At 74.5% G+C, this 16,676-nt stretch carries 19 protein-coding genes and 1 riboswitch; of the genes, 8 read left to right on the plus strand and 11 right to left on the minus strand.

What is annotated here, in order from left to right:
- Positions 1–49 precede the first annotated feature (49 nt).
- Positions 50–283 (minus strand): hypothetical protein, encoded by a 234-nt coding sequence (locus H9657_RS02670; RefSeq protein ID WP_191780092.1) that lies wholly within the window; start codon positions 281–283, stop codon positions 50–52.
- A gap of 131 nt (positions 284–414) precedes the next feature.
- On the opposite strand from H9657_RS02670, the gene H9657_RS18870 reads away from it, so the two are divergent.
- Positions 415–804 carry a DivIVA domain-containing protein gene (locus H9657_RS18870; RefSeq protein ID WP_318241240.1) on the plus strand — a complete coding sequence of 130 codons (390 nt, stop codon included), beginning with the start codon at positions 415–417 and terminating at the stop codon, positions 802–804.
- 9 nt (positions 805–813) lie between these two features.
- On the opposite strand, the gene H9657_RS02680 is transcribed toward H9657_RS18870, so the two are convergent.
- From H9657_RS02680 to H9657_RS02695, 4 genes are all read right to left on the minus strand, one after another.
- Positions 814–1,344 carry a DUF488 domain-containing protein gene (locus tag H9657_RS02680; protein WP_191780094.1) on the minus strand — a complete coding sequence of 177 codons (531 nt, stop codon included), beginning with the start codon at positions 1,342–1,344 and terminating at the stop codon, positions 814–816.
- Positions 1,345–1,405: 61 nt separating this feature from the next.
- Positions 1,406–2,635 (minus strand): hypothetical protein, encoded by a 1,230-nt coding sequence (locus tag H9657_RS02685; protein WP_191780816.1) that lies wholly within the window; start codon positions 2,633–2,635, stop codon positions 1,406–1,408.
- Between the two features lie 145 nt (positions 2,636–2,780).
- On the minus strand, positions 2,781–3,452 hold the full coding sequence (locus tag H9657_RS02690; protein WP_191780096.1) for an AIM24 family protein: 672 nt from the start codon (positions 3,450–3,452) through the stop codon (positions 2,781–2,783).
- An 87-nt stretch (positions 3,453–3,539) separates the two neighbouring features.
- Positions 3,540–3,950: a transferase gene (locus tag H9657_RS02695; protein WP_191780098.1), complete on the minus strand. Its 411-nt coding sequence runs from the start codon at positions 3,948–3,950 to the stop codon at positions 3,540–3,542.
- Between the two features lie 135 nt (positions 3,951–4,085).
- On the opposite strand from H9657_RS02695, the gene H9657_RS02700 reads away from it, so the two are divergent.
- The 4 genes from H9657_RS02700 to H9657_RS02715 are packed head-to-tail and all read left to right on the plus strand — an operon-like array spanning position 4,086 to position 7,295.
- Positions 4,086–4,619, plus strand: a complete 534-nt coding sequence (locus H9657_RS02700; protein WP_318241241.1) for a gluconokinase — start codon at positions 4,086–4,088, stop codon at positions 4,617–4,619.
- A gap of 46 nt (positions 4,620–4,665) precedes the next feature.
- Positions 4,666–6,048, plus strand: coding sequence for a GntP family permease (locus H9657_RS02705; protein ID WP_191780100.1), 1,383 nt, complete (start codon positions 4,666–4,668; stop codon positions 6,046–6,048).
- A gap of 49 nt (positions 6,049–6,097) precedes the next feature.
- On the plus strand, positions 6,098–6,544 hold the full coding sequence (locus tag H9657_RS02710) for an OsmC family protein (protein WP_191780102.1): 447 nt from the start codon (positions 6,098–6,100) through the stop codon (positions 6,542–6,544).
- 1 nt (position 6,545) lies between these two features.
- A complete protein-coding gene (locus H9657_RS02715; protein WP_225214522.1) occupies positions 6,546–7,295 on the plus strand; it encodes a hypothetical protein in 750 nt (249 codons plus the stop codon).
- 102 nt (positions 7,296–7,397) lie between these two features.
- On the opposite strand, the gene H9657_RS02720 is transcribed toward H9657_RS02715, so the two are convergent.
- Positions 7,398–8,390: an aldo/keto reductase gene (locus H9657_RS02720; RefSeq protein ID WP_191780104.1), complete on the minus strand. Its 993-nt coding sequence runs from the start codon at positions 8,388–8,390 to the stop codon at positions 7,398–7,400.
- Positions 8,391–8,423: 33 nt separating this feature from the next.
- Here H9657_RS02720 and H9657_RS02725 point away from each other — a divergent pair, with 33 nt between their 5' ends.
- The 3 genes from H9657_RS02725 (at position 8,424) to rocD (ending at position 11,077) form a co-directional block, all read left to right on the plus strand.
- On the plus strand, positions 8,424–8,936 hold the full coding sequence (locus H9657_RS02725; protein ID WP_191780106.1) for an SRPBCC family protein: 513 nt from the start codon (positions 8,424–8,426) through the stop codon (positions 8,934–8,936).
- An 87-nt stretch (positions 8,937–9,023) separates the two neighbouring features.
- Positions 9,024–9,851, plus strand: a complete 828-nt coding sequence (gene ddaH, locus H9657_RS02730; protein WP_191780108.1) for a dimethylargininase — start codon at positions 9,024–9,026, stop codon at positions 9,849–9,851.
- Positions 9,852–9,853: 2 nt separating this feature from the next.
- Positions 9,854–11,077, plus strand: coding sequence for an ornithine--oxo-acid transaminase (gene rocD / locus H9657_RS02735; protein WP_191780111.1), 1,224 nt, complete (start codon positions 9,854–9,856; stop codon positions 11,075–11,077).
- 333 nt (positions 11,078–11,410) lie between these two features.
- On the opposite strand, the gene H9657_RS02740 is transcribed toward rocD, so the two are convergent.
- From H9657_RS02740 to H9657_RS02760, 5 genes are all read right to left on the minus strand, one after another.
- Positions 11,411–12,745, minus strand: coding sequence for a CAP domain-containing protein (locus H9657_RS02740; RefSeq protein WP_191780113.1), 1,335 nt, complete (start codon positions 12,743–12,745; stop codon positions 11,411–11,413).
- Between the two features lie 160 nt (positions 12,746–12,905).
- Positions 12,906–13,838: a universal stress protein gene (locus H9657_RS02745; protein WP_191780115.1), complete on the minus strand. Its 933-nt coding sequence runs from the start codon at positions 13,836–13,838 to the stop codon at positions 12,906–12,908.
- Between the two features lie 118 nt (positions 13,839–13,956).
- Entirely contained in the window at positions 13,957–14,502 is a 546-nt protein-coding gene (locus H9657_RS02750; RefSeq protein WP_225214563.1) for an HNH endonuclease, read from the minus strand.
- Positions 14,503–14,700: 198 nt separating this feature from the next.
- Entirely contained in the window at positions 14,701–15,489 is a 789-nt protein-coding gene (locus tag H9657_RS02755) for a C40 family peptidase (RefSeq protein WP_191780120.1), read from the minus strand.
- A 3-nt stretch (positions 15,490–15,492) separates the two neighbouring features.
- A riboswitch (cyclic di-AMP (ydaO/yuaA leader) is annotated at positions 15,493–15,720 on the minus strand.
- 202 nt (positions 15,721–15,922) lie between these two features.
- Complete coding sequence (locus tag H9657_RS02760) at positions 15,923–16,612, minus strand: metal-dependent transcriptional regulator (RefSeq protein WP_191780122.1); 690 nt, start codon at positions 16,610–16,612, stop codon at positions 15,923–15,925.
- Between the last annotated feature and the right edge of the window lie 64 nt (positions 16,613–16,676).

Here is a 16,676-nt window from a genome sequence, read left to right on the forward strand (position 1 = left end):
GAGTGGTCACGTACGTGACCACTCACCGGGCGGCGACCGGTGGCGACCGTCAAGCGGGGGCGTCCGGGGCTGCGTCGGACGGCTCGGCGCCGTCGGCGAGCTCGTGCAGCCAGTTGTCCAGGACGTGCAGCACGGGCAGCCGGTGGCCCTGCGCCTCCTCGTAGCGACGCAGCATGGTGACGTCGTCGGCGTCGAGCGTGCGGATGCGCTGACCGAGGCGGCCGAGGGGCAGGTGGTGGTAGTCCGGCAGAGGGAGGTCCTCGCGGCCGACGTCGTCGCTCATGTCGTCCTTCCACATCCTTGGGGTATGGGGGCCCCAGCATGGACGACGCGGCGCCGATTGCACCCGGGTACCTCGGGTGATCCTGCGCGGGGACGCCCTGGTGACGCGCCGAGCCGTGGCACGATCTGCGCATGCTCACCGCGGACGACGTCCTGAACACGAAGTTCGCGGCCACCAAGTTCCGCGACGGCTACGCCCAGGACGCCGTCGACGACTTCCTCGACCGGGTCGTCACGACGCTGCGGGCGGCGCAGACCGGCGTCCCCGCGGCGGACCCGGTGACCGCGGCGGACGTGGCGGCGGTGCGCTTCGAGGCCACGCGGTTCCGCGAGGGGTACGACATGGAGCAGGTCGACGCGCTCCTCGACCAGGTCCGCGACACGCTGCGGCACGGGCCTGCCGTCTCCGACGCGCCCGCCGCCCCGTCGACCGTCGACGCACCCCCGCCGCCGCCCCCGGCCGCGACGCCCGGGCTCATCGAGCCGTCGCGCGGCTGGCTCCAGCGCCTGCTGGGCCGCTGAGCCCGGCGGTCACCCGCTCGGCGCGTCGTACACCAGCCCCGCGGGTGTCACGCGCGCACCCGGCGCGGGCGAGTGCGGCGTCAGGCGCCCGTCGTGGGCGAGGTGCTGCACGTCGACCCCGTGGAGCAGCACGGCGACGTCGCTGACGATCCGCCTGTGGCACCGCCACCACACGGCCTCGCTGCACATCACCGCGACGCGCCCGCTCGCGGGCCGCGCGACGTCCGTCAGCAGGGCCGCCATGCCGGCGCGGAACTCGTCGGTGCGGGTGTACGCGGCGTACGCGCGGAACGCCGCGACCTGCCACCACGCGTCCACGTCGCCGTCGACGTGCGAGCGACGACCGCCGAGGCGCTCCTCCCACCGGTAGGCCACCCCCGCCTCGGGCAGCCACGACGCGAGGGCCTCCCGCGAGACGTGAGGGTGCCGCCGGCTGCCGGGGAACCGACGCACGTCCACGACGAGACGCACGTCGGCCTCGCGCAGCAGGCGCACGACGTCGTCCTGCGCGAGCGTGCCGTGCCCGAACGTGAGCAGCATGCCCCGACCCTGCCACGCCACCCGCGGGCCGCGAGCCCGGCACAGCGGTGCCCGCACCCGGTCAGCTGCCCGCCGGGACCTCCCACAGCACGGCGCGCATGGTGAAGCTGACGCTGCCGTCCGGGTCCCGCAGCTGCACGTAGCCGACGGCCCGCCCGCGCTCGTCGACGTCGAGGGCCGCGCTGTTGACCGGCTCCACGCCGTCCACCTGAGCGCTGAGCGGGACGGCCCGGCCGCGCACCCAGGCGACGGCCTGGCCGTAGGCGGTGTCGGGCCCGGTCGTCGCGGACCCGACGGCGACGCCGCGGTCGTTGACGGCGTACGCCGTGCCCGTCGGACCGCCGAGCGTCGGCAGCGCCGCGACCCCGCGCCTGTCCGCGAGCGCGGCCCGCATGGTCTCGCGGTCGTTCCCGACGGCGCCCGCGGCGACGCCGCGCTCGTTGAGGTCGTGGAAGACCTGACGCTCGACGGCGTCCGGGACGAGGTAGCGCAGGCGTCCGCGCTCCCAGACGACGGCCCGCATCACGGCGTCCTGCTGCACGCTGCCCAGGACGTCACCGCGCTCGTTGAGGCCCTCGGCGAAGGACTGCGCCCCGTCGGGCGTCGGCAGCCGGGTCGCGGCGCCGTCCCGCCAGACGACGGCGTGCGAGCCGTCGTCGGCGACGACGGTGCCCGCGACGTCGCCGCGCTCGTTGAGCGCACCGGCCTCGCCCACGTAGCTCGCGGCGCCGCCGTCGTCGAGCAGGGTGAGCGTGCCGTCCTGCCAGACGGCGGCGTGCGTGGACCACGAGCTCGGGTCGGACACGTTCAGTGCGACGCGGCCGCTCTCGTCGAGGTCCCACGCGTAGGCGCTCGCCGGTGCGGGCGCCAGGTCGACGACCCTGCCGTCCGCGTGCCAGAGCACCGCGCCGGCCGACCCGTCGTCGCGGTACGTCTGCGCGAGGACCTGGCCGCCGTCGTTGACGTCGACCGCGTTGCTGTCGTCGTCGGAGCCGGGCAGCAGCGCGGCCTCGCCGGACTCCCAGCGGAACGCGCGCAGGCCTCCCCCGTCGAGGTGGGCGTCGCCGACGACGACGCCGGAGCCGCTCACCCGGTGCGCGGCCGCGCTGTGGCCGAGCACGTCCAGGTGCACGGGCTCGACCCCGCTGCCGACGAGCGCGGGCGCCCCCGTACCGGCACCGGCGGGCGTGCCCGCGTGGGCCGGCGTGGCGACGAGCACCGCCACCGCCGCTGTGACGACCGCGGCCGCCACCGCCGCCCGGTCGGATCCTCGAAGTCGTGCAGTCGCCATCCCGGCCGCCCCCCAGCGTCCCGCCGTCAGCCCTCGTCGGCCGGCGTCTGGCACACAGGGTGACACCCGGGCATACGTCACAAGCACGACGATGTCGGGTTTCACCCCCTGAAACGGGCAAGTCCACCCGTTCAGGTCACACGTGTCAGCCCGACTGCGCGACGCCCGAGAAGCCCTCCGACGGCTGCACCACGACGAACCCCGGCCCGTGGAACTTGTACTGGAACGCCTCGCCCGTCCCGCCCCGCAGCAGCGACGTCATGTTCATGCTCGACACGACGTCGGGAGTGAGGTTCGCCGACCAGCACACCGCGGCGTTGGGGTCGACGAACGTCGGCTGCTGCGAGCAGTCGAGGATGACGGGCTGCCCGTCGGACGTCAGCGCGACGGACCCGTGCCCCTGGATCAGGGTGTTGAACAGCCCGCCGGTCGCCATCCCGGCGCCGCGCGTGCGGTGCAGGTCCCACTGCAGGGTCGCGTCGAACGCGAGGAGCGAGGACCCGCCGACGCTGATCGCGTCACCCTCGAGCTGGATCAGGAAGACGTTCTCGGCCATGCGCGCGAAGAACACGTCGCCCTGGCCGGAGACCGTCATGAGCGCCTGGTCGTCCGACGAGATCGCGCGCTTGACGAACTTCGCCAGCGAGTCGGCGCCCTTGTGGTGGAACTGCACGCTGCCCTGGTAGGCGACCATCGCCCCCTTGGCGGCGACGACCGGTTCCCCGAGGGTCACCTTCAGCATCTTGGGGTTCTGGAGGACGAACCGCTGACCGGTCTCCACCTCGAGGTTCTTCTGGTCGAAGATGTCGCTGCGCATGCGCACATCCTGCCGCGTCGCCCGGTGCCGCGTGACGGCTTCCCGGGTGACGTGGCAGGCACCCGGCGCCGAGGCGCCGGGCGGGTCTCAGGCCGCGAGCACGTGCGGCGGGAAGCCGTGGCGCTCGACGTGCGCACCCTCGGCGATCTTCGCCTCGGGCTCGACGACGATGCCCGGGTCGAGCCGCGCGCCCGCACCCACGTCGGCACGCGCGCCCAGGCGCGAGCCGCGCCCGACGACCGCGTCGCGGCCCACGTGCACGTGCGAGCCGAGCCGCACGCGGGTGTGCACGACGGCCCCCGGCTCGACCCAGCAGAACTTGCCCACGGACGCGCCGGCCTCGACGACGGCGCCGGGGTCGACCCATGCGGAGTCGGCCACGTACGCCGTCTCGTGGACCTGAGCACTCTTGGCGACGAGGCCGCCGCCGTTCTCGTGTCGCTGGTAGCGGACGACCTTGCCGTCCTCGGTCTCGAGTTCTTCGTATCGTCTCTTCATCCTGCCCAACGGAACGATCCGAGCGCGTGCGGTGTTCCCGGCGGGGCCCTTCTCACGCCACCTTCACAGGAACCCCGCGCGGTGTTCGCGCAGCCCCGGGTGGCCGAGCCGGCACGTCTCCGCCACAGTGTCCCCGTGGGCGACGCGACGACGCACGACCAGGCCGCAGCGGTGGAGCACCTCGTGCTCATGGGGGTGGCCGGGTCCGGCAAGACGACCCTGGCCGGCATCCTCGAGGAACGCCTGGGACGCCCGTACGCCGAGGCCGACGAGTTCCACCCCGCCGCCAACATCGCCAAGATGTCGGCCGGCACGCCCCTGGACGACGACGACCGGTGGCCGTGGCTCGAGGCGATCCGCGACTGGCTCACGGAGCAGACCCGCGCGGGTCGCCCGTCGGTCGTCACGTGCTCGGCGCTCAAGCGCTCCTACCGGGACGTGCTGCGCTCCGCCGAGGGCCGCGTGCGCTTCGTCCACCTGACCGCGCCCACCGACCTGCTCGAGGAGCGCATGGCGCACCGCGAGGGCCACTTCATGCCCACGACGCTGCTGCCGTCGCAGCTGAGCACGCTGGAGCCGCTCGGCACGGACGAGGACGGCGTGACCGTCGTCGTCGACGTCCCGCCGCAGGCCGTCGCCGACCGCACCCTGGCGGCGCTGCAGGACTGACCCGACCCACCACCCGCGCCCGCGGGCCGACGCAGAGGGGGACGCCGTGCCACCGGAGGACTGGGAGCAGACGCTCGGAGCAGGACCGCTGCTCGGCATCGCCGCCGCCGCCATCACCCTGCTGCTGTTCCTCATCATCCGGCTGCGCCTGCACGCGTTCCTCGCGCTCATCCTCGTCTCGGTGCTCACCGCGTTCGCGACCGGCGTCCCGGCCGGCTCGGTCGTCGACGTCATCACGTCGGGCTTCGGCACGACGCTCGGGTCGGTGGCGCTGCTGGTCGGGCTGGGCGCGATGCTGGGCCGGATGGTCGAGACGTCGGGCGGCGCCTCGGTCATGGCCGAGACGCTCGTGCGGCGGTTCGGCGAGAAGCGCGCGCCGCTGGCACTGGGCGTGGCGTCCCTCATCTTCGGGTTCCCGATCTTCTTCGACGCGGGCCTGGTCGTCATGCTGCCGATCGTGTTCGCGGTCGCGCGGCGCCTGGGCGGCTCCGTGCTGACGTTCGGCCTCCCGGCCGCCGGCGCGTTCTCGGTCATGCACGTCTTCGTCCCCCCGCACCCGGGCCCGGTCGCGGCCTCCGAGCTGCTGGGCGCCGACCCCGGCCTGGTGATCCTCCTCGGCCTCGTCGTCGCGCTGCCGACCTGGTACGTCAGCTCCTACCTGTACGGGCAGTGGGCGGGACGTCGCTGGGTGCTGCCGGTGCCGGAGCTGCTGGGCACGGCAGAGGAGGAGGCGCCCGACAACCCGCCGTCGCTCGGCACCGTCCTGGGCGTGCTGCTGCTGCCGCTCGTCCTCATCTTCCTCAACACCGGCCTCGACACGCTGCGCAGCGCGGGCGTCGTCGACGGCGACGCCGTGTGGGTGCAGGTGGTGCGGGCCGTCGGGTCGACGCCCGTGGCGCTGCTCATCGCGGTCCTGGTGGCCGCGTGGGTCATGGGTGCGCGCCGGGGGCGGGACAAGGCGACCGTCGAGCGGCTGCTGGAGTCCGCGCTCGGCCCGGTCTGCTCGGTCATCCTCATCACCGGCGCGGGCGGCATGTTCGGCGCGGTGCTGCGGGCGTCGGGCATCGGCGGGGCGCTCGAGGACGCGCTGGGCGACCTGGGTCTGCCGGTCATCGTCGCGGGCTTCCTCATCTCCACCGTGCTGCGCGTCGCGCAGGGCTCCGCGACGGTCGCGCTCATCACGACGGCGGGCCTCATCCAGCCGGCCGTGGCGAGCGGTGACTTCAGCCCCGTGCAGCTCGCCACCATCGTGCTCGCGGTCGCCGCTGGGTCGGTCATGGCCTCGCACGTCAACGACTCGGGCTTCTGGCTGGTCGGGCGGTTCTTCGGCATGGACGTGCGCACGACGCTGCGCACCTGGACCGTGATGGAGACGATCATCGGCACCATGGGCTTCGTGATCGCCTTCCTGATCTTCACCGTCGCCTGAGGCCTGTCCGCCCGGGCGGGGCCCGTGCGTGCGTGCGAGGATCGGGCGCATGACGACCGACCAGGACCCGCTGGCCAACGCCGACGACACGGCGCTGTGGCTCGAGCGCACCGGCAAGCGGCAGTACGTGGGACGCAGCTCGCGCGGCGGCGAGGTGCGCATCGGCTCGCTGGGTGACCCGGACTCCTTCACGCCGGGTGAGCTGCTGAAGATCGCGCTCGGCGGGTGCACGGGCCTGTCGTCCGACGCGGCGCTCGCGCGGCGCCTCGGCGACGACGTGCCGGTGACGATCCGCGTCGGCGGGCTGGCCCACCCCACCGAGGACCGCTACCCGGCCCTCGCCGAGGTGCTCGAGGTCGACCTGTCCGCGCTGGACGACGCCGCCCGTGACCGTCTCCTGACGGTCGTGCACCGCGCGGTCGCGGAGCACTGCACGGTCGGGCGCACGCTCGAGCACGGCGCGACGACGACGCTCACCGTCACCGGGGAGCGCTGAGATGCCGCGCCTCGTGCAGGCCGCCCTCGACAAGGCGGTGACGATCCCCTCGGCGACCATCCACGCGCACGTCGAGAGCGTCAAGCGCAGGAACCCCCATGCGACGCCCGAGCAGATCGTCCACCTGCTGGAGAAGGAGTTCCTCCTCGTCGTCGCCGGTGCCGGCGGCGCGGTCGGTGCGGCGGCGGCCGCCCCCGTCGTCGGGACGGGACTGGCCACGGTGCTGACCGTGAGCGACGTCGCGACGTTCTTCGGCGCCTCGGCGGCGTTCTCGCTGGCGGTGGCGTCGGTGCACGGCATCGAGGTCGCCGACACCGAGCGCCGCAAGGCCCTGCTGCTGACGAGCCTGCTCGGCGAGTCCAGCACCAAGGTCATCGGCGACACGACGGACCTCGCGACCATCCGGGTGGGCAAGCTGCTGCTCACGCGCATGCCCATGGGGACGGTGAAGAAGGTCAACAACCAGCTGACGCGCCGGCTCGTGCGCAAGCAGGCCGCGAAGTTCGGCGGCCTGGCCCTGGGCCGGCTGGCGCCCTACGGCATCGGCGCCGCGATCGGCGTGGCCGGTGGTCGCGCGCTGGGCCAGTCGGTCATCAAGGGCGCGCGCCTCGCGTTCGGGCCGCCGCCGGCGACGTTCCCCCGCCTCGTCGAGGTCGACGCGGGCAACGTCGTGCCGGCCGGCCAGGTGAACGGCGCGGCGCCCGCGGGTGCGGCCGGCCGCCACCGCCGCCTCCTGGGCCGCCGCCGCTGACCTGACGCGTGCCCCCGCCGAGCGCGGCAGGAAGCGCTCGAGCGCGGGGGTCGTGTCCCCCGCGCTCGGCGTGTGTCTACCGCGCTCGGCGCGGGTGGGTGGTCACCAGCGGGTGTGGACGTGCTCCCGGATGCTGTCGTCGTAGACGCGCTCCAGCGAGGCCAGCGTCGCGTCGTCCAGGTCCGGGAACCGGTCGGTCGCCGCGTTGGCCTGCGCCTGCGCGGGCGTGCGCGCACCGGGGATGACGACCGAGACGCCCGGCTGCTGCACGACCCACTTGAGCGCGAGCTGCGCCGTCGTCATGCCCGACGGGGTCAGCGCCGCGACCTCCTGCGCCGCGGCCACGCCCACGTCGTACGGGACGCCCGAGAACGTCTCGCCCACGTCGAACGCCTCGCCGTTGCGGTTGTAGGCACGGTGGTCGTCGGGGGCGAACTGCGTGCTCGCGTCGTACTTGCCGGTCAGCAGGCCCGAGGCGAGCGGCACGCGCGCGATGATGCCGACGCCCGCCTCGAGCGCCGCGGGGAGCACCCGCTCGAGCGGCTTGCGGCGGAACACGTTGAGGATGATCTGCACGCTCGCGACGTTCGGGCGGGCGATGGCCGCGAGCGCCTCGTCGACCGTCTCGACCGAGACGCCGTACGCGGCCGTGCGGCCGTCCTCGACGAGCCGGTCGAGGGCGTCGAAGACCTCGTCGCTGCTGAAGACGGGCGTCGGCGGGCAGTGCAGCTGCACCAGGTCGAGCGTGTCGGTGCGCAGGTTCTCGCGGCTGCGGTCCGTCCAGCGGCAGAACGCGTCGTACGTGTACGCGGCGGGCTCGTGCGGGTCGGCACGTCGGCCCATCTTCGTCGCGACCGTCACGCGCTCGGCGACGTCCGGGCGCGACGCGAGGAACGCGCCGATGGCCCGCTCGGAGCGGCCGTCCCCGTACACGTCGGCCGTGTCGAGGAACGTCACGCCCGAGTCCACGGCCGCACCCAGCACGGTCAGCGCGGTGTCGTCCGCGACGACACCCCAGTCCCCGCCGAGCTGCCAGCAGCCCAGCCCCACGACCCCGACCTCACGACCCGTCCGTCCCAGCACTCGCGTCTGCATGCGCCCGACGCTACCCCGCGGGAGGATCGTGCGATGACCCCTGGTTGCGTCCCCGGCGCCGAACCCGCGTCCGGCCCCGGCACCGCCTCGGTGACGCGTGCGCTGCCGGTCCCCGCGGACGTCGCCTGGCGCGCCCTGACCGATGCGCGACGCCACACGGCGTGGGTGCCGATGACCCGGGTCCGCACGGACGGGCCGCCACGGCTCGGCACCCGGGTGGTCGCCGTGTCCGGGCCGGGCGCGCGACGCGGGTGGCCGGGGCTCGTGGACCGCATGGTCATCACCCGGTACGTGCCGCCCGGGGACGCGGCCGGGGACGGGCCCGGGGTCGCGGTGTTCACCAAGCGGGGGCCGCTGCTGCTGGGGTCGGCGACGGTGACCGTGCTGGCGACGTCGCCGACGACGTGCCGTGTGACGTGGTCGGAGCACGTGCCGCTCGCGGGGCCGCTGCCCGGCGCGCTCACGGCGCGGCTGACCGCGCCGGTGCTGGGGGCGATGCTGCGGGTCGTCCTGCGGCGCGCGGCCGCCGACCTCACCGCCCGCTGACGGCTCTGCACGCGGTCGTGCGTCGCGGGGACCGTACGCTCGGGGACGAGCCGCACCACCCCCGGCGGCCCGTACCCGAGGAGTCCCATGACCGCGCACGCCCCCGGCGCCACCCCCCGTCGCTACCTCATGTGCGAGCCGAGCCACTACACGGTGTCCTACGAGATCAACCCGTGGATGGACCGCACGCGCACCACCGACACCGCCCTCGCGGTGCAGCAGTGGCGCACGCTGCGCGACACGTACCTGAGCCTGGGCCACACGGTCGACACGATCGAGCCGGTGCCGGGCCTGCCCGACATGGTCTACGCCGCCAACGGCGCGACGATGGTCGACGGCGTCGTGTACTCCGCGCGCTTCCGGTACCCCGAGCGGCAGGCCGAGGGGCCGGCCTACCAGAAGTGGTTCGCCGACCGCGGCTACGTGACGCACACGGCCGCCGCGACCAACGAGGGCGAGGGCGACATGCTCGTCGCCGGCGGGCTGCTGCTGGCCGGCACCGGGTTCCGCACCGAGCGCACCGCGCACGCCGAGGCGCAGGAGCTGTTCGGCCGGCCGGTCGTCTCGCTCGAGCTCGTCGACCCGCGCTACTACCACCTCGACACCGCGCTGGCGGTGCTCTCGTCCGACCCGCGCGACCCGCAGATCGCGTACTACCCGCCGGCGTTCTCCCCCGGGTCGCGCGCGGTGCTCGAGCAGCTCTTCCCCGACGCGCTCCTCGCGACCGACGACGACGCCGCCGCGCTCGGCCTCAACGCGGTCTCCGACGGTCAGCACGTCGTCGTCGCGCCGCGCGCCACGCACCTGGCCGACGCGCTGCGCGAGCGCGGCTACGAGCCGATCCCCGTCGACACCTCGGAGCTGCTCAAGGGCGGCGGCGGGGCCAAGTGCTGCACGCTCGAGATCCGGGAGTGACCATGCGTCCCGCCGTCGCGGCCTCCGCGCTCGCACCCAACTACCACCCGCTGCCGGTCACGCTCGCGACCGGTGAGGGGTCGTGGGTGACCGACACCGACGGGCGGCGCTACCTCGACCTGCTCGCGGGGTACTCGGCACTGAACTTCGGGCACCGGCACCCGGCGCTCGTCGCGGCCGCGCACGCGCAGCTCGACCGCCTCACGCTCACGTCCCGGGCGTTCGACCACGAGCTCCTCGAGCCGTTCGCGCAGGCGCTCGTCGGCCTCGTCGGGCCGCTGCTCGCGGGCACGTCGCACCTGGTCCTGCCGATGAACACCGGCGCCGAGGCCGTCGAGACCGCGATCAAGGCCGCGCGCAAGTGGGGGTACGAGGTGCGCGGCGTGCCCGCGGACCGCGCGACGATCGTCGTCGCCGACGGCAACTTCCACGGCCGGACGACGACGATCGTGTCGTTCTCGTCCGACCCCGACGCGCGCCGGGGCTTCGGGCCGTTCACGCCCGGGTTCGTGACCGTCCCGTACGACGACGCCGCTGCGGTCGCCGCGGCGATCGACGAGACCACCGTCGCGGTGCTGCTGGAGCCGGTGCAGGGCGAGCAGGGCGTCGTCGTGCCGTCGGCGGAGTACCTGCCGGCCGTGCGGGCGGCGTGCGACGACGCGGGCGTGCTGCTCATCGCGGACGAGATCCAGTCGGGCCTCGGGCGCACGGGCTCGACGCTCGCGTGCGAGCGGTTCGGCGTGCAGCCCGACCTCGTGACCCTCGGCAAGGCGCTCGGCGGCGGCGTGCTGCCCGTGTCCGCGGTCGTGGGCCGCGCCGACGTGCTCGAGGTGCTCACGGCCGGGACGCACGGCTCCACGTTCGGCGGCAACCCGCTCGCGTGCGCCGTCGGGATCGCCGTGGTCGACCTGCTCACGCCCGGCACGTTGCAGGCCCGCGCCCGCACCCTCGGCGAGCTCGTCGCCGACCACCTCGCCGACCTCATGGACCGCGAGCTGCTGTCCGGCATGCGCACCATCGGCCTGTGGGCGGGGCTCGACGTGGCCCCCTCGGTGCCGGGCGGTCCCGCGTCGGGGCGTGAGCTGTGCGAGCGCCTGCTCACGCGCGGCGTCCTGGCCAAGGACACCCACGGCGGCACCATCCGCCTCGCCCCGCCGCTGACGATCGACCCCGCCGACCTCGACGAGGCCCTCACCCACCTCACCGCCGCCCTCACAGCCGCCTGACCCACCCCCTTTGGTCGTGAGAGGGCGATCCAGCTCCGGATCGACGAACTGGATTGCTCTCTCACGCCAGGACGGGAACCCCCCACCCCCGTGAGAGAGCGATCCGGCACACCACCGGGTTGACTGGATTGCTCTCTCACGCCAGGACGGGAACCCCCCACCCCCGTGAGAGAGCAATCCGGCACACCACCGGGCTGACTGGATTGCTCTCTCACGCCAGGACGGGACCCCCCACCCCCGTGAGAGAGCGATCCGGCACACCACCGGGTTGACTGGATTGCTCTCTCACGACCAAGGGGGGATCTCGCGGCAGGACGGGGTGGGTGGGCTCGGTCAGCCGAAGGTGATGGAGGTGTAGAGCCAGCCGTCGTAGGACACGGCGCCGATGTAGGCGGTCGAGTAGCCGCCCAGCATCTGCTGGTTGTGGCCGCTCGAGCCCGCGTACGCGGCGATCATGCGCGTCGCGTTGCCGGGGCTGACGCGGCCGACGATCTCGGGACGCGCCTTGGGCGAGCCGGCGCGGGTGCCGGAGTGCCAGATGCTGTTCGACGCGGCCATCTGCATCGCGTGCTCGACGCGCGAGCCGGACCGGACGATCGACAGCGCGCCGAGCCCGTTGGCCGCGCGGTGGGCGTTCAGGGCCGCGCCCACGTCGCCCGAGGAGGCCTCGGAGCCTGCGGTGGGGAGCCCGGCCGGTGCCGAGTCCTGTGCGGGGGCCGAGCCCGACGACCCGCCCGTGCTGGTGCCGGCGCCCGTGCTCGTGCCGGTGCCCGTCGAGCGGCGGGTCGTGGTGCCCTTCGACGAGCCGCGCGGAGCGGTGCGGGCGGCTGCCTGTGCGGCGGCCGCCGCCTGGGCCGCGGCGGCCTCGGCGGCGATGCGTGCGTCCTCGGCCGCCTGCCACGCCGCCTGCGCGTCCACGACGCCCTGCTGCGGAGCCGCGAGCGCGGCGGTCGTCGTGCGCAGCGACGTCAGGGAGACGGCGGGGGCGTCGAGGCTGCCCCGGGCGCCGTCGATCGCGCTCTGCAGGGCCCCGCGCGGTCCGTCACCGGCCTGCGGTGCCGCTGCGAGCGTCGCACCGGCCTGGTCCAGCGCGGCGCGACCGGCCGTCGTGACGTCCGCACGCAGGGCGGCGACGACGGCGGTGCCGGCGACGAGGCCGTCGACGCGGCCGGCGGCGAGCTCGGGGGCCACCGCCAGGTAGGCGCCCTCGACGCGCGTCTGCGCGGCGCGCCGGGCGTCGGCGCGCTCGGCACGCTCCTGCTGGACGGTCCACACGCCACCCGCGGCGACGAGCACCGCGCCGGCCGTCAGCAGCGCGACGACCTGCCGCGCCCGTGGGCGGGCGGGGGCGGGCTGCTGCACCGGCTCGGGCGACGTCTCGAGCTCGGTCTGCGTGGCGGGTCCGCGGTCGGCCTCGGGCGCCACCACGGGCGCACCACCGGTCCGGAACGGCGCGGGCACCACGGGCGCGGCCGGCGACGCGGCTGCGTGCGGTGCGCGCACGACGGGCACGGGGGCCGAGACGACGTGACCGGCCTGCGTCGGGATGAGGGGCGGCGCGGCACCTGCGACGGGGGGCGCGTCGGGCGCGGGTGGTGCGCTCGCGGGGCCGGTCCTGGCCGTCGGCTCGCCCTGACGGCGCGCGCCCGTGTCCTGCCGTCCGCTCATCGGTCCCCCCTGGGTCGTCGCTTCTCACGACGTCATCGGCACCTGCAGCGTCCGACCTGAGCGTTCGTGCCGCAATCGGGGGCACATATGGTCACTTGTCTTGCACCTTCGTGCAGATCGGGCGGACGGGACATCTGCTCAGGCAGCCGTCGGTCCGCCGTCAGTCCGCGGTCGCGTCGTCGCCGCGCGTCGTGACGACCATGACCGGGCACCGCGCGTGGTGCAGCACGGCCTGGCTGGTCGAGCCGAGCAGCAGGCCGGCGAACCCGCCGCGCCCCCGCGAGCCGACGACCACGAGGTCGGTCGCCGCGGAGAACTCCGTCAGCAGCTCGGCGCCCGTGCCGTCGAGCACGCGGCGCTGCACCACGACGCCCGGGTGGTCGGCGAGCGCACGGTCGACCACGACGTCCAGGCCCTCGGCCATGTCGGTGAGCACCTGCTCGTGGTCGACCGCGGACGGCAGCCACGCCAGCGCGCCCGTCATCGAGGCGATCGGCACGCCCGTCACGGCGAACAGCTCGGCCCCCCAGGCCTGGGACTCGCGGATCGCGGCGCGCAGAGCGCGCTCGGCCGGTGGCGACCCGTCGACGCCGACCACGATGCGCCGCACCGGCCGCACCTGCGGGGTCTCGCCGTCCGTGAGCGGCTGACCGTCCGCGCCCCGCAGCGGCACGACGACCGTGGGGCACCACCCGTGCGCGGGCAGCGCCGACGAGACGGTACCGAGCAGCCGGTCCGCGAAGCCGCCGCGCCCCCGGGTGCCGACGACGGCGAGCTCCACGTGCCGGGACTCCTCGACGAGCACGCCGGCCGCGTCACCCGTGACCACGCGCCCGTGCACGGGCACCCCCGGGTCCCGCAGGTGTGCGAGCGCCTCGTCGAGCACCGCCTGGGCACCGGCGCGGATCGTCTCGTCGTCCAGCGCGGCGTACCCGCCGTCGAGCGACGCCGCGGTGAACGACGGCAGCGAGTACGCCACGACCAGCCGCAGACCGATGCCGCGGGTACGGGCCTCCGCGGCCGCCCAGTCGAGCGCGTGCAGCCCAGCGGCCGACCCGTCGACCCCCACGAGGATCTCGCTCTCGCGCGTCATGCCGACCTCCATGTCGCGACCGGCGCCCCGTCGCGCCGTGCCGGTGTCCGGTTCCCGGCCATCGTGGCACAACCGAGCACGTCAGCGGACCAGGACCCGCGAGGCCGCCCCGCCGCGGTCAGGCGACGAGGTACGGCGACCACGCCGGCTCGGCGCGCCCCGCGGCGCCGCCGACGGTGACGGACCACCGCGGTGCGCGGGGCCGAAAGGGCAGCTCCCAGCCGAGCTCGTGCAGGGTCCGGTCGGCCTTGCGGTGGTTGCACCGCACGCACGCCGCGACGACGTTGGTCCACTCGTGCCGACCGCCGCGCGACCGCGGCTGCACGTGGTCGACCGTGTCGGCACCGCCGCCGCAGTACGCGCACCGGTGGTCGTCGCGCTGCAGCACCGTCCGCCGTGTGGGCGGCACGGGCCGGCGGTGCGGCACGTGCACGTAGCGCGTGAGGACGAGCACCACGGGCAGGGGCATCTGCAGGTGCGGGGCGTGCAGCACGCGGCCGTCGGACTCCAGCACCGTGGCCTTGCCGGTCATGACGAGCGCCACGGCGCGGTGCAGCGTCACGATGCACAGGGGGTCGCCGCTCGCGTTCAGCAGGAGCGCGCGTGACGGCACCGGGGCGCGCTCGACGTCGTGATGGGGGGCCTGGTCGCCGGCGGTCGTCAGCACGGTGCACTCCTGACCTCGGGGGTCGGACCGGCTGGCTGCCGGTCCGCACGAGAAGGAACAGCGTGGATGCGGGACCAGGGTACGCGCACGTGCTTTGTCAGCAGAGGCGAACGCGGAGGTCCGATCGAGGGGCCTGCAGAGACGACGAGGCCCCGGCGACGCGGACGTCGTCGGGGCCTCGTGGCACGGGTCGGGTCAGCCGATCCGGATGAAGGTCGGGTTGCTCTGCCAGATGGCCCGGAACTGGACCGTCTTGCCCGGGCGGGGAGCGTCGATCATCTGGTTGCCACCGGCGTAGATGCCGACGTGGCCAGGGCTCCAGATGAGGTCACCGGGCTGCGCGTCGGCGCGGGAGACGACCGTGCCGGCGTTGCGCTGGGCGGACGACGTGCGCGGCAGCGTGATGCCGAGCTGCGCGTAGACGTACGACGTGAAGCCGGAGCAGTCCATGCCCTCGGGGCTGGCGCCGCCGGAGACGTACGGGACGCCCACGTAGCGGGCCGCGACCTCGAGCACCGCGTTGCCGGCGACCGACTGCGGGACCGGGTTGCTGGCGACGGCAGCGGAGGACGAGGAGGACGACGACGAGGTGGTCGCTGCCCGCTCGGCCGTGCGGGCCGCGGCACGCGTGGTGCGCACGGGCTCCGGCGGAGGCGTCGGCTTCTCGGCGGTGATCACCGGCGCGTCGACCGTGAACACGGCCTCGGCGGGCGAGGCCACGACGGGCGAGGTGTTGAGGACCGCGCGAGCCGAGGCGGCGAGGGCGGAGGTGTCGACGGCGGCGAGCGCCGGGGCGCTGTCACGGTCGGCCGCGTAGGACGGGACGGCGATCATGGAGACCATGAGCCCGGACGAGGCCGCGACGACGGCGGACCGTCGACCGACGGTGCCCATCTGCTCGGAGGCAGCGTTCGCGAGCTCGGTCAGCGGCGTCGAAGGACGCCGCGCGGCGCGGTGGCGCGCCCGGTTGATGCTTTCGGACAACGAGTTGCCTCTCCTGTCGCCTACGAGGTGAGCTGTCGGGTTCGGGTGGGAGAACACCCGGCCGGTCGTCCGTCGCGACCTGCTGCGCACCTGCGTGCACTGCTGTCGCGCCGTGTTCCCGGCTTCACCCCAAGGACACCGATCTTCCGGTGCCCACAATGTGGTTCCCCCGCCCCTGCCGGCGAGTCGTACGGACCTGCGAGCGGCGGCAGGGTTCGGCGTTCCGCTCGAGGGCTTCCTGGAGGAGGGTTCCGAGAAGCAGGACGAACGTACATGACCCTCTGCGCGATTGTCACGCGATGGTCACGAAGATCTCGGTCGGATCATGGACGACCGTCCGACGCGCCGCGCGACACGCCGACGACACGCAGGTGCGAAGGCGCACCAGAGCATGCAGGCGCGACAAAGCGGACAGGCCGCGTGGTGGCGGGTTTCACGCCCCGATGAAGATGTGCCGCGCCACGTCGTAGGGCAGGTCCAGCACCGTGCCGGCACCCGCGACACCCACCGTCACGACGCCCACGGCCCGCTCCACGGTCACGTGCGCACCGGGCGTCACACCCGCGTCCGCGAGCCGCGTGAGCAGCTCGACGTCGACCTGCAGCGGCTCGGCGATGCGGGCGATGACGGCCGTGCCGTCCGCCGCGGCACCGGGCGCCGTGAGCGGGACGACGCCGTCGAGGAACGTCACGGGCGTGCGCTCCTCCCCGATCTCGTCCAGCCCGGGGATCGGGTTGCCGTACGGGTCGAAGTGCGGGTGGTCGAGCAGCGCGGCCAGGCGCTTCTCGACCCGCTCGCTCATGACGTGCTCCCAGCGGCACGCCTCCTCGTGGACGTGCGGCCAGTCCAGGCCGATGACGTCGGTGAGCAGGCGCTCGGCGAGCCGGTGCTTGCGCATCACGCGCACGGCCTTGCCGAGCCCGTCCCCCGTCAGCTCGAGGTGACGGTCGCCCGTGACGACGACGAGGCCGTCGCGCTCCATGCGCGCGACCGTCTGCGAGACGGTCGGGCCGGAGTGGCCCAGACGCTCCGCGATCCGGGCCCGCAGCGGCGTGATGCCTTCCTCGGTGAGCTCGTAGATCGTCTTGAGATACATCTCGGTCGTGTCGATCAGGTCGCTCACCGCTCGGCCTCCCACGTCGCGTCGAACGGCCGGGGACACCCGCGCCGCGTGCTGCGCCCAGGGT

The organism is Cellulomonas avistercoris, assembly GCF_014836445.1.
Classification (GTDB): domain Bacteria; phylum Actinomycetota; class Actinomycetes; order Actinomycetales; family Cellulomonadaceae; genus Cellulomonas; species Cellulomonas avistercoris.